Origin of the sequence: Pseudorhodoferax sp. Leaf274, from assembly GCF_001422445.1 — a bacterium.
Lineage (GTDB): Bacteria > Pseudomonadota > Gammaproteobacteria > Burkholderiales > Burkholderiaceae_C > Pseudorhodoferax.
In genome coordinates, this window is record NZ_LMNA01000023.1 from 365,821 (window position 1) to 378,212 (window position 12,392).

Genomic DNA, 12,392 nt, shown 5'->3' on the forward strand with positions numbered 1-12,392 from the left:
GCTGGCTCAGGCGCCCAGCGCCGCCTCGATCTGCGCGAAGGTCTGCGCGGTCTCGAAGGTTTCCACGGGCACGCCGAGCTGGCGGCCCAGTTGCGTGGCCGAGAACATGCCGCGCACGGTCAGCGGCTGGCCGGCAGGCTCTTCGCCCACCAGCAGGTGCTGGCGGCCCAGGCGCTTGAACGTGGCCAGCAGGTCGCCCACGTTGGCGTGGCGCACGTCGCCCAGCCGCAACATGGCCAGGCTGGACAGCGGGTGCATGAGGTCGGCCACGCTGAGGTCGAACACGTTGCCCTTGCCCTGGTGGCGCAGCTGCAGCGGCCGCTCGCCCAGCGTGTCCTGCGTGCTGACGATGCCCAGCAACTGCTCGCTGTCGGCCACGAACAACAGCCGGACGCGGTGGGCGATCATGGCCTCGTTGGCCGCGAACAGGCTGGCGTCGGGCGCGATGCACACCGGGTTCGTGGCGGTGAAGTCCGTCATCACCTCCAGCGCCGGCGACTGGGCCGTCACCGCCTTGCCCGGCGCCGGCCGGGCCAGCAGCGCGCGCGCCGCGAGTGGTTGGGTGCCGAGGGGCTTGAAGCTCGTGCCGGTCATGGTGCGGTCCTTTGCAAGGCGGGTGGGGCGTTTCGGCGCCCTCTGCTGCGGCGGGCCCGCTCCGTTGGCCCGCGTTGCGATGTGGTGGATGTGGCGCCGCCGCGGCAGTATGCGGCCCGGCTCGGGGAGCGTCAAACCGCGCGTATCGGCGTTTTCTCCGACACCGATCCGGTGCCGGCAGGCGTAGGCTGCGCCCGCGCAGTTCGCGCCTACGACATGACAAGGAGACCCTGATGCGATCCATGCACCCCATGTTCCTGAGCCTTCTGGCCGCTGCCGCCCTGGCAGCCTGCGGCGGTGGCGGCGACGACGACGCGCCGGAGGAAACCCGCCTGCAGGACAGCCGCAACAGCTTCGTGCCGGCCGACGCCTCGGCGACGACCTTCGCCGCGCTGCAGCCGGCCAGCAGCGACACGGTGGACAACACCACGACCAGCCGCTGGTCGGGCGTGCTGAACGGCGCGGCCTACCGCATCGAGGTGCCGGCCAACTGGAACGGGCGGCTCGTGATGTATGCCCACGGGTACGCGGGCGAGGGCAATGCGCTGAATGTCACCAACCCGTCGATCCGCCGCTACCTGGTCCAGAACGGCTACGCCTGGGCCGCGTCGAGCTACAGCAAGAACTACTACGACGTGCGCGTGGGCGTGGAAGACACGAACGCGCTGGCGCTGGCCTTCAACCGCATCGCCACGGCCAATGGCCGCACGCTGGCGGCCCCCACGCGTATGTACATCACCGGGCATTCGATGGGCGGGCACATCACCGCCGCCGCGATCGAGCAGGAGGCGCTGGAGGATGCCAACAACAAGGTGCGCTACCACGGCGCCGTGCCCATGTGCGGCGTGATGGGCGACACCGAACTGTTCGACTACTTCGCCGGTGCCCAGGTGGCCGCGCAGGTGCTGGCGGGTGTGCCCAACAGTCCGTTCACCAGCTGGGCCACCGTGCGGGACCAGGTCACGGCCACGCTCTTCACCGCCTTTCCCGGCACCCCCACGGCGACCGGTGTGAAGTTCATGTCGGTGGTGGAGAACCTGACCGGTGGCGACCGGCCCCTGTTCGACCTGGGCGTGGCGTTCGGCGGCTCGTTCACCCCGGTCTGGGGTGTGTTCGGCGGCGACGGCACAGTGAACGGCATCCTCAACAAGAGCTTGCTGGACACCAACCGCTTCACCTACACCATCACCGGGGATGCGGCCGGCTCGGCGGCGCTGAACGCAGCGGCGCAGAAGCTGACCGCCACCCCGGATGCCAACCGCGAACGCCGTGACGGCCTGCGCTGGATTCCCAAGGCCAACGGCGAGATCGGCATCCCGGTGGTGTCGCTGCACACGCTGGGCGACCTGTATGTGCCGTTCAGCATGCAGCAGATCTACAAGCGCCGTGTGGTCGCTCAGGGCAACGACCGCTGGCTGGTGCAGCGCGCCATCCGCGGCATCTCGCATTGCGACTTCACGGTGGCCGAGCAGGAGGAGGCCTTCGCCGCGATGGTGCAGTGGGAGCAGGGCGGTGCCAAGCCGGCGGGCGACGACGTGCTGACGGCCGCCACCGTGGCTGCGCCGACCTATGGCTGCACCTACACGCGCGACACGCTGGGCCAGGACGACAGCACCACCACGCGGCAGCTGCGCGGCGCCATCGCGCAGGCCGGCGCGACCTGCCCGCGCTAGCCGCTACTCCAGGCCGGCCCGGCCGCGGCCGGCCTTGATCTCGGAGCGGTGGCTCTTGCCTTCGAGCCGCCGCTGGCGCGAGCCGAAGGTGGGCTTGGTCGGCTTGCGCACACGGGGCGGGCGCGCCACGCTCTGCACCAGCTCGTGCAGGCGCGAGAAGGCGTCCAGCCGGTTCATCTCCTGCGTGCGGTGCTGCTGGGCCTTGAGGACCAGCACGCCGGCCTGCGTGATGCGGCTGTCGCGCAGGGCCAGCAGCCGTTCCTTCACGTCCTCGGGCAGCGACGAGGCGGGAATGTCGAAGCGCAGGTGGATCGCGCTCGAGACCTTGTTGACATTCTGTCCGCCCGCGCCCTGGGCGCGGATGGCCGTGACCTCCACTTCCGATTCGTCGACGGCCAGCACGCGGATCACTCCAGCAGCTGCCGCAGCACATACGGCAGGATGCCGCCGTGCCGGTAGTAGTCGACCTCGATCGGCGTGTCGATGCGCAGCGTCAGCTCGGTCTCGTGCCGGCTGCCGTCGGGTCGCACGATGACCAGGCTGGCGTTGCTGCGCGGCGCCAGGTCGGCCGCGGGCACGATCTCGATCTGTTCGTCGCCCTTCAGGCCCAGCGACTCCCAGCTCTCGCCGTGCTTGAACTGCAGCGGCAGCACGCCCATGCCGACCAGGTTGCTGCGGTGGATGCGCTCGAAGCTCTTGGCCACCACGGCCTTGATGCCCAAGAGCTGCGTGCCCTTGGCGGCCCAGTCGCGGCTGGAGCCGGTGCCGTATTCCTCGCCGGCGAAGATCACCGTGGGCGTGCCGGCGGCGATGTACTGCATCGCGGCGTCGTAGATCGGCATCTTCTGGTCGCCCGGCTGGAACAGCGTCATGCCGCCTTCCTCGCGCGAGCCATCGGCACCGGCCGGGATCATCAGGTTCTTGATGCGCACGTTGGCGAAGGTGCCGCGCATCATCACGTCGTGGTTGCCGCGGCGCGCGCCGTAGCTATTGAAGTCGGCCTTCTGCACGCCGTGTTCCTGCAGCCACAGGCCGGCCGGTGCGCTGGCCTTGATCGAGCCGGCCGGCGAGATGTGGTCGGTGGTGATGGAGTCGCCGAACAGCGCCATGATGCGCGCGCCGCGCACCGCCACGGCTTCATCGGCTGCGGGCGGCTCCAGCGCGAAATCGGCGAAGAAGGGCGGCTCGGCGATGTAGGTGCTGGCAGGCCAGGTGTAGGTGGCGCCGGCCACGCCCTTGATCTTCTCCCACAGCTTGCCGGGCTCGGTCTTGACCTTGGCGTAGTTCTCGCGGAAGGCCTTGCCGTTCATGGCGAACTTGAGCAGCGCGTGCACTTCCTCGCTGGTCGGCCAGATGTCGCCGAGGTAGACGTCCTTGCCGCCCTTGCCCTTGCCGACCGGCTCGGTCATGAGGTCGCGCATCACCGTGCCGGCGATCGCGTAGGCCACCACCAGCGGCGGGCTGGCCAGGAAGTTGGCCTTGAGGTTGGGGTGGATGCGCGCCTCGAAGTTGCGGTTGCCCGAGAGCACGGCGGCGCACACCAGGTCGTTCTTGGTGATGACCTCGTTGAGCTCGGGCGTCAGGTCGCCCGCATTGCCGATGCAGGTGGTGCAGCCGTAGCCGGCCAGCGCGAAGCCGAGCTTGGCCAGGTAGGGCAGTAGGCCCGTCTCGGTCAGGTACTCGGTGACGATGCGCGAGCCGGGCGCCAGCGAGGTCTTGATGTGCGGCTGCACCTTGAGGCCCGCCTCCACGGCCTTCTTGGCGAGCAGGCCGGCGGCCAGCAGCACGCTCGGGTTAGAGGTGTTGGTGCAGCTGGTGATGGCGGCGATCAGCACGTCGCCGTTGCCGATGGTGATCTCGGGTGCCTTCTTGAGCACGGCCGAGACTTCGTTCTTTGCCGCGGACAGGGTGGACTTGTTGCCCTCCATCTCGGCCACGGTCAGCGCCGCGCCGCTGGGCGTGGGCGGGGTCTCGGGCACCTTGTCCAGCAGCGGCTCTTCGGTGGTGCGCACCTGGTGGCGCGTGCCCAGCACGGCGGCGGCCTGGTTGAAGCCGTTCTCGGCCGAGGGCTTGGAGAACAGGCTCTTGAACTGGCTGGCCACCTGGCCCAGCTCGATGCGGTCCTGCGGACGCTTGGGGCCGGCCAGGCTGGGCGTCACGTCGCCCAGGTCGAGCTTGACCACCTGCGAGTAGTCGATCTCCCCGGCCAGCGGCACGCCGAACAGGCCCTGGGCGCGGAAGTAGGCTTCGAAGGCCTCGATCTCGGCCTTGGTGCGGCCCGTGCCCTTGAAGTACTCGATGGTCTTCTCGTCCACCGGGAAGAAGCCCATGGTGGCGCCGTACTCGGGCGCCATGTTGCCGATGGTGGCGCGGTCGGGCAGGGCCAGCGTGCGCGTGCCCTCGCCGAAGAACTCGACGAACTTGCCCACCACCTTGTGGCGGCGCAGGATCTCGGTCACCGTCAACACGAGGTCGGTGGCGGTCACGCCCTCGCGCAGCCGGCCGGTGAGCTCGAAGCCCACCACGTCCGGCGTCAGGAAATAGACAGGTTGGCCCAGCATGGCGGCCTCGGCCTCGATACCGCCCACGCCCCAGGCCACCACGCCGATGCCGTTGATCATGGTGGTGTGGCTGTCGGTGCCGACCAGGCTGTCGGGGTAGTAGACGTCTTCCTTGGTCTTGTGCACGCCGCGCGCCAGGTACTCCAGGTTCACCTGGTGCACGATGCCGAAACCGGGCGGCACCACGCCGAAGGTCTTGAAGGCCTGCATGCCCCACTTCATGAACTCGTAGCGCTCGCGGTTGCGCTGGAACTCGAGCTTCATGTTGAGGTCCAGCGCGTCCTTGCGGCCGTAGTAGTCGACCATGATGGAGTGGTCGACCACGAGGTCGACCGGCACCAGCGGCTCGATGCGGCCCACGGGCTTGTCCAGCTTGGCGGCCACGCTGCGCATGGCGGCCAGGTCGGCCAGCAGCGGCACGCCGGTGAAGTCCTGCAGCACCACGCGCGAGACCACGAAGGGGATTTCGTCCGTGCGCTCGGCCTTGGCGCTCCAGTTGGCCAACTGGTGCACGTGTTCCTCGGCGACGCGCTTGCCGTCGCAGTTGCGCAACACCGATTCGAGCACGATGCGCAACGACACCGGCAGCCGCCGGATCTGCGGGAATTCCTTGGCCAGGGCCGGCAGCGAGTAGAACTGCCCGGTCTTGCCGGACGCGGTGGTGAACTTCTTTCGGGTGCGCGCGAATGCGTGGGCCATGCCGGATGCTCCGTTTTCTATGGGGTGGTGGGGCGGCGCCGCATGCCGCGGCGGGTGCCGCAGCATCGTACTCCCCGGCTGTAACACCCGCAGCGGCGTGAACTATTTGGCACGCCCGTTGCGGGGCTGTGGAAGGCGTGACCGCTCATCGCGCGCCGGGGGCCGCTCGACGCGGCTTGCGGCCGACACGCTTGTTTCGGTCTGCGGGGCGTTTAGCATCTACCCAGTCATGATTCGCCCATTCCGTGGCCATTCACCCATTCCTGCGGCCCGCGGCTTCACCATGCTCGAACTCATGGTGGTCGTGGCGATCCTCGCCATCCTCGCTGCATTGGCCGGCCCCAGCATGGTGCCGGTCATCGAGCGCTGGCGCGTGCGGCAGGCGGTGGAAGAGATGACGGCGACCATCGCGTTCGCGCGCTCGGAGGCGATCAAGCGGGGCGGCAATGTGTCCGTGGCACGCAGCACGCCGGACTCGGCGCAGTGCGCGTTGCCGACGAGTGCGGCGGATTGGCGCTGCGGCTGGACGGTGTCCGACGGCAGCACGGCGCTGCGCATCTCCTCACCCACCAACGGCGTCAGCGTCACCAATGCGGATGCTGCTGGCGCATCCTTCGCGCTCTCGCGCTGGGGCGAGCCCACCGCTGGGGGGAACATCCGCTTCGTGCTCGCCTCCACACGCGCCGGTTCCACCGTGCAGACCACCGTGTGCGCCGGCGGCGGTGGGCGCATCCGGGCGCTGGCCGGGAGTGTCTCGTGCTGAGGCGCGGGCACAGGGGCTTCACCCTGCTCGAATCGCTGATCGCCATCGTGGTGGTGGCGCTGGGCGTGCTGGGTGTGCTGGGCGTGCAGCTACGCACGTTGACGGAGACGCAGACCTCCGTGCGCCGCGCACAGGCGATGCGGTTGATCGAGGACTTGAACGAGCGCATCCGCGCCAACCCCAACGCGCTGACGGATGCAGTGATGAGCAACTACGTGGTGGACTGGGGCGACGTGAAGTTCCAATTGCCCGACTGCAGCAGCGGTTGCGGGTCCACCGACCTGGCGTTGCGCGACATTTTCCTGTGGAAGCAGGCGGTCGGCACCACCCTGCCGCTGGGCGACGCGACGGTGTTCCGCGTGATGGACACCTCCGGTACGAATACCCGCCCGCAGCTCGGCGTGATGGTCGGCTGGCGCGAGAACGAGCGCGTTTCCGACAACCCGGACAGCACCGCGGCCAAGGCCGAGGACGCGGCCTACCGCGCGCAGGTCGGGTTGTCCGGCATCGGCGTCGACAAGGACGGCACCACCGTCAGCTGCCTGGCCGGCCGCATCTGCCACCTGCAGTACGTGCTGCCCACGTTGCGCTGCGTGCCGTACTCGTCCGGCGCCGCCAACTCGACGGCGATCTGCCCATGAGAGCGAGCCGGCGATCCCTGCAGCATGGCGTCACGCTCATCGAGTTGCTGGTCGGCCTGTCGCTCGGCCTGATGACGGTGGCCGTGGCGCTGGGGGCGCTGCTCGTGTCGCGCGGCGTGTCCGGCACCGTCAGCGATTCCAGCCAGATGCAGCAGCAGGCGGCCCACGCCCTGCGGGTGATCGGCCTGCAGCTGCGCCAGGCAGGCTCGATCCGGCTCAACCTGGCCTATGCCATTCCGGCCGCGGCGGCGTCGACGCCGCAAACCTTCAACGCGGCCGATCCGGTCGCGTTCGACACCGGCTTCAGCCGCGCGACCGGCACGCTGGGATCTGCCGCCAATTTCCCGCTGAGCGTGGGCTACCAGAACTACACCGAGCAGGTGTCGGCCGGCGCGACCGCGCAGTCGCTGTTGTTCGACTGCCAGGGCCGCCAGCCATCGGCCACCGTCATCCAGAGCAATTTCCGGCTGGTCAAGGCCGACGGGGCGGCCACCGGCGATCTGCGGTGCACCAGTGCCGACGGCACGGAGCAGACGGTGATCGGCAACGTGGCGGATTTCCAGGTGCGCTACCAACTGCAGGGCACCGGCGCTGGCGGGGCCGCCACGGTGCGCCTGGTCGACGCCGCCACCGCTGCCGCGGCCTGGCCTTCGGTGGTGGCGGTGGAGGTGTGCTTCGAGCTCGTGGGCGAAGCACCTCTCGATACGGCCAGCGCGAGCTTCGTGAACTGCAGCGGCAATTCGGTGGCGATGGGGCAGCGCGTGCACATGGTGTTCCGCAACACCTTCCAGCTGCGCACGCAGGGGGTGGCGCGGTGAGGCGCGCGCGCGCCATGGGCGGCACGGGCCAGCGCGGCATCGCGCTGCTGGTGGTGATGCTCGTCGTGCTGCTGTCGTCGCTGCTGGCGCTGTGGGCGTTCCGCTCCTCGCTGGTGAACGAGACGCTGGTCGGCAACGATGCCGACTACCAGCGGGCCTTCGAGGCTGCCCAGGCCATGTTGCAGGACGCCGAACTGGACATCCGCGGCGAACGGCCCGATGGCACGGCCTGCATTCCGACCGCCGATACGAAAGTGTGCCGCCAGGACCCGACGGTGGCTTTCATCGTGGAGACCAAGGATCTTGGCAAACTGCTGGGCGCGTTGGATGCGGCGGACACGCGCTGCAAGGACGGCATCTGCCAGAAGCGCACCGGCGCGCAGGATTTCTGGGCCTCCAAGGCGACGCTCGATCCGATGTTGCTGGTGGGCGCCCGCTATGGCCAGTACACCGGCGCGGTGCTGCCTGGCAACAGCAAGGCCGCCGCCAATCCGCTGCTCACGACCGTGGTGAGCGACCAGGGCGCCTGGTACTGGGTCGAGGTGATGCCCTACGACACCACGCCGCCCGGCCTGCTCGCGGGGCGCGACAAGATGGACCTGAACCTGAACCCCAACGTGGTCTACCGCATCACCGCCCTCGCGCGCGGGCTCAAGCCGCGCACGCAAGTCGTGCTGCAATCCACCCTGGCGCGGCAGAAGCTGAGGAACTGAAGAGGTAGGCCCATGCGTCCACATTCCATTACCACGCGAACCCTGGCCGGCGTACTCGTCTGCGCGATCGCCGCGCCGCCGGCGGCGACCGCCGCGCAGTTGTCGCTGGCGCAGTTTCCGGCCGGGTCGGCGTGGCGGGCGCCGGCGCCGAACGTGATCCTGACGATCGACAATTCGGGCTCGATGGCCTTCTACGACGACGGCGGTAGCAGGCAGGACGAGACCAAGCCCAGTTCGCGCATCTACGCGCTGAAGACCGCCTTGCGCACCTTGTTCGATGCCAATACGCAGGTCATCCCCGACGGCGCGATCCGCCTGGGCTGGAACAGCATGAATGGCTGCCGCGCCATTCCTGCGTCCGACGGCGGTTGTAACAGCCTGAACGCGGTCCGCGTGCTGGATGCCACGCACCGTGCGAATTTCTTGAGCTGGGTTGGCGTGCCGGGCGCACCGGCGAACACGCCCAACTCGTTGCACACCACTGGCACCACGCCCACGCACCACGCGGTGATTGCCGCGGGAGACTACCTGATCAACAAGACGACCAACGTCAGCAGTCCTTGGGCGTCGGTGCCGGGCAGCGTGGGAGAACCCTTTCTGAGCTGCCGGCGGGCCTACAACGTGCTGATGACCGACGGCGGCTGGAACTTCGAACTCAGCTCGACGATTTCGGTGGCGCGTCCGACCACGGTCCCGAACTTCGACGGCACGACGAGCACGCTGCCCGATGGCACGGTGTACGACGCGACCAGCCCGAACACGCGCCTGTACCGTGGCGAAAACACCGGCAAGAACATCACGCAGAACGGCGTCACCAAGCCCGTCAGCACGCTGAGCGACCTGGCGTTCTATTACTGGGCCACCGACCTGACCGGACGCGGTTACAACCAGGTCAAGACCAAGCCGCAGGACATGCCATCGGGAACCTATGGCACGGTGACGTTGCCGCCCTATTGGAACCCCAGGAACGACCCGGCCACTTGGCAGCACATGACGATGTACACGGTCGGCTTCGGCGATGCGGCGGAGTGGAATACCACCGGCAGCTACGCTGCTTTCCCGGTTTGGGATATCGACTCCAACGACATGTTCAGCGACAAGAGTTCGCTCAATGCCCTGGTGGCCGGCACCAAGCTGTGGCCGGACCCCATGAACAATGGCCGTGTGACGCTGACGGACAGCAGCAACATCAACGATGCGGCAACGACCAACGGCGAAGCGCGCAAGGTCGAGCTGTGGCATGCCGCCATCAACAGCCGTGGCCGGTTCATCGCCACGGCGAGCAACGACGCCATGCTGTCGGCGTTCACCAGCATCCTGGCCGAGATCATCAAGGACAACAGCACGCCGATCACCAGCTTCGCCAGCGCTTCCACGTCCGTCGCGCGGTCGCCCACCACGCAGTTCACATCCGGCTACGAGGCCGCGAACTGGACCGGCTACGTGCGTGCCAACACGCTGCGCCAGGACAGCGATGGCAAGGTCACGTCGACGCCCGACAGCACGTGGGGCACCAGTCCCCGCGGCGGTGGCGCGACCTCCCCCAGCACGACGGCGGACAAGCTCGACGCGCTGACGAACGCCCAGATCGCCAGCCGGCTGATCCTGACCTGGAGCGATCTGGCGGGCACCGCCGGCGGCGGCAAGTCGTTCGAATGGGCCGCGGACGAAAGCTACCTGAGCACTGCGCAAAAGAACCTCATCAAGAGCGAAGGAACCGGTACCGTCAGCGACACCGTCGGCCAGCGCCGGCTGAACTTCCTGCGCGGCGACACCACCACCTACACCGACACCACGTTGCGCAGCCGCACATCGCGCCAGGGGGACATCGTCAACTCCACGCTGTGGTATGTCGCCGACCCCGTCGGCAACTACGGCTTCGACCAGTACCCCGCCTTCGCCAAGACCCATGCCGAGCGCCTGCCCATGGTCTACGTGGGCGGCAACGATGGCATGCTGCATGGCTTCTCTGGCGAGGACGGCACGGAGAAGATCGCCTACGTGCCCAAGGGCGTGATCGCCAACCTGGCCGACCTCACGCGCACGACCTATTCGCACCGCTACTACGTGGATGGCTCGCCGTTCAGCGGCGATGCGTACATCGAGCCGTCGGCAGGCGCCTCCAAGGAGTGGCGCACGCTGCTGGTCGGCACGCTGGGCGCTGGCGGCAAGGGCTATTTCGTGCTGGACGTGACCAAACCCGGCAGCAAGAGCGCGGCGACCGGCACGACGGTGCCCACCAACTTCGCCAAGTCGAACGCGGCGAGCCTGGTGGTCATGGACAAGACCTCGGTGGCTGGCGCGACGACGGAGGACGCGGACATCGGCCACATCATGGTCAACCCTGTGGTGGAAGATGGCAACACGCAGAAGTCCACGCAGATCGTGCGCATGAACAACGGCCGCTGGGCGCTGGTGTCGGGCAACGGCTACAACAGCACCAACGAACGGCCGGTGCTGCTGATTCAGTACCTGGACGGCGACAGGTCGCTGCTGAAGATCGTGGCCAGCAGCACCACCGGCGCAAGCAACGGGCTGTCGGCCCCGCGCCTGGTGGACATCGACGGCAATGGCACGCCCGACGTCATCTATGCCGGTGACTTGCGCGGCAACATGTGGAAGTTCGACGTGATGTCGGCCACGGCCAGCGAGTGGAAGGTCTCGTTCGGTACGTCGAGCACGCCGCTGCCGCTGTACAGCGCCACCTACACCGCGCCGGGTGCCAGCACGTCGCAGGCACAACCCATCACCGCGCCGCCCGTGGTGCGTTCCAACGAGCGCGGCGTGGTCGGCCTGATGGTGGCCTTCGGGACGGGGCGCAACCTGACCGAGGCAGACCGTAGCGACACCTCCGTGCAGAGCATTTATTCGGTGTTGGACAACACGCGCTACAAGCTCGTCAACGTCTCCAGCAAGCAATATGTGGCCGTGGATACTGACGCGGTCACGCCGGCTGCTGTGGGTTCGGGCGTTTCCAAGCTCGTGCAGCAGAGCGTGAACACGAACAGCAAGATCGCGGGCGCCGCCGCCAGCCTGGGCCGGGATTTCTGGACCGTGACCCAGAAGACGGTGACCTACGCCGACGGGACAACCAAGGGCTGGTACATGAACCTTCCCGAGAGCGGAGAGCGTGTACTGGCACCGCTGACCTTCTACGACGACAGCAACATCATCGAGCTGATGTCGGTGGTGCCGGCGGTGGGCAGCAATCTCACGGTGGAGAGCTGCACGGCCCCGATCACGGAGGCGCGCACCTACCGCACCTTGGTCAACATCATGGACGGCAAGGCCCCCAGCGTGCAGGTGATGGATTCCAATGGCGACGGCGCGTACAGCCTGTCGGCCGACGGAGGCGTCTCGCGCATGGCAGCGGCGTCGGCCGAGAACCGCGTGACCACCAAAACCAAGCAGGACCGCATCGGCTCCGACGGCAAGACAGACAGGCTGCAACGCCTGCCGGAACTCCCGCTGCGCCCGACCTGGCGCCAACTGCAATGACCCGACCGAATCCCATGGCCCACCGCCGGCGCGGCATGCGCGGCTTCACCTTGATCGAACTGATGGTGGTCGTGGCCATCGTGGCCATCCTGGCGGCCGTGGCGCTGCCCAGCTACAGCGAGTACATCCGGCGCGGTGCCCGCGCGGAGGCGCGCTCGGGCCTGCAGCAGGCCGCACAGTGGATGGAGCGCGCGGCCACGGCCAAGGGAACTTATCCGCTGGCGGCGGACTTTCCGGCCAATCTCACCCGCGTACCCTCCGGCCGTTACCTGATCGGGCTGGTGTCGACGGATGGCGCCAGCTTCACCTTGACTGCCACACGCCAAGGGGCACAGGCCGGCGACAAGTGTGGGAACTACACGCTGACCCACACCGGTGCACGCGGCCTGACCAACAACACCGAGACGGTCCAGAACTGCTGGAACCGCTGAC

At 68.1% G+C, this 12,392-nt stretch carries 10 protein-coding genes; 7 read left to right on the forward strand and 3 right to left on the reverse strand.

Features of this window, described 5'->3' with window-relative positions; genetic code table 11:
- Window positions 1–6: 6 nt before the first annotated feature.
- Window positions 7–594: a CBS domain-containing protein gene (locus ASF44_RS18955; RefSeq protein ID WP_082524889.1), complete on the reverse strand. Its 588-nt coding sequence runs from the start codon at window positions 592–594 to the stop codon at window positions 7–9.
- Window positions 595–827: 233 nt separating this feature from the next.
- On the opposite strand from ASF44_RS18955, the gene ASF44_RS18960 reads away from it, so the two are divergent.
- Window positions 828–2,267, forward strand: coding sequence for a S9 family peptidase (locus ASF44_RS18960; RefSeq protein WP_056900773.1), 1,440 nt, complete (start codon window positions 828–830; stop codon window positions 2,265–2,267).
- A 3-nt stretch (window positions 2,268–2,270) separates the two neighbouring features.
- On the opposite strand, the gene arfB is transcribed toward ASF44_RS18960, so the two are convergent.
- Entirely contained in the window at window positions 2,271–2,669 is a 399-nt protein-coding gene (gene arfB, locus ASF44_RS18965) for an alternative ribosome rescue aminoacyl-tRNA hydrolase ArfB (protein ID WP_369820940.1), read from the reverse strand.
- 5 nt (window positions 2,670–2,674) lie between these two features.
- Window positions 2,675–5,527 carry an aconitate hydratase gene (locus ASF44_RS18970; protein WP_056900775.1) on the reverse strand — a complete coding sequence of 951 codons (2,853 nt, stop codon included), beginning with the start codon at window positions 5,525–5,527 and terminating at the stop codon, window positions 2,675–2,677.
- 229 nt (window positions 5,528–5,756) lie between these two features.
- On the opposite strand from ASF44_RS18970, the gene ASF44_RS31210 reads away from it, so the two are divergent.
- The 6 genes from ASF44_RS31210 to ASF44_RS19000 are packed head-to-tail and all read left to right on the forward strand — an operon-like array spanning window position 5,757 to window position 12,391.
- Window positions 5,757–6,290, forward strand: a complete 534-nt coding sequence (locus ASF44_RS31210) for a GspH/FimT family pseudopilin (RefSeq protein WP_156374588.1) — start codon at window positions 5,757–5,759, stop codon at window positions 6,288–6,290.
- Entirely contained in the window at window positions 6,284–6,931 is a 648-nt protein-coding gene (pilV, locus tag ASF44_RS18980; RefSeq protein ID WP_056900777.1) for a type IV pilus modification protein PilV, read from the forward strand. The genes ASF44_RS31210 and pilV overlap by 7 nt, the downstream gene beginning before the upstream one ends.
- Window positions 6,928–7,749, forward strand: a complete 822-nt coding sequence (locus ASF44_RS18985) for a PilW family protein (RefSeq protein WP_056900778.1) — start codon at window positions 6,928–6,930, stop codon at window positions 7,747–7,749. Before pilV ends, ASF44_RS18985 begins: the two co-directional genes overlap by 4 nt.
- 14 nt (window positions 7,750–7,763) lie before the next feature.
- Window positions 7,764–8,462: a PilX N-terminal domain-containing pilus assembly protein gene (locus tag ASF44_RS18990; RefSeq protein ID WP_056900779.1), complete on the forward strand. Its 699-nt coding sequence runs from the start codon at window positions 7,764–7,766 to the stop codon at window positions 8,460–8,462.
- Between the two features lie 12 nt (window positions 8,463–8,474).
- Window positions 8,475–11,960, forward strand: a complete 3,486-nt coding sequence (locus ASF44_RS18995) for a pilus assembly protein (RefSeq protein ID WP_056900780.1) — start codon at window positions 8,475–8,477, stop codon at window positions 11,958–11,960.
- A gap of 14 nt (window positions 11,961–11,974) precedes the next feature.
- Window positions 11,975–12,391, forward strand: coding sequence for a type IV pilin protein (locus tag ASF44_RS19000; RefSeq protein ID WP_056900781.1), 417 nt, complete (start codon window positions 11,975–11,977; stop codon window positions 12,389–12,391).
- The last annotated feature ends 1 nt before the right edge of the window (window position 12,392 follow it).

What these genes read in the sequence shown, in the direction of transcription:
- ASF44_RS18955 (WP_082524889.1), bottom strand. Translation starts at nt 594, where the DNA reads ATGACCGGCACGAGCTTCAAGCCCCTCGGCACCCAACCACTCGCGGCG.
- ASF44_RS18960 (WP_056900773.1), top strand. Translation starts at nt 828, where the DNA reads ATGCGATCCATGCACCCCATGTTCCTGAGCCTTCTGGCCGCTGCCGCC.
- ASF44_RS18970 (WP_056900775.1), bottom strand. Translation starts at nt 5,527, where the DNA reads ATGGCCCACGCATTCGCGCGCACCCGAAAGAAGTTCACCACCGCGTCC.
- ASF44_RS31210 (WP_156374588.1), top strand. Translation starts at nt 5,757, where the DNA reads ATGATTCGCCCATTCCGTGGCCATTCACCCATTCCTGCGGCCCGCGGC.
- ASF44_RS18985 (WP_056900778.1), top strand. Translation starts at nt 6,928, where the DNA reads ATGAGAGCGAGCCGGCGATCCCTGCAGCATGGCGTCACGCTCATCGAG.
- ASF44_RS18990 (WP_056900779.1), top strand. Translation starts at nt 7,764, where the DNA reads ATGGGCGGCACGGGCCAGCGCGGCATCGCGCTGCTGGTGGTGATGCTC.
- ASF44_RS18995 (WP_056900780.1), top strand. Translation starts at nt 8,475, where the DNA reads ATGCGTCCACATTCCATTACCACGCGAACCCTGGCCGGCGTACTCGTC.
- ASF44_RS19000 (WP_056900781.1), top strand. Translation starts at nt 11,975, where the DNA reads ATGGCCCACCGCCGGCGCGGCATGCGCGGCTTCACCTTGATCGAACTG.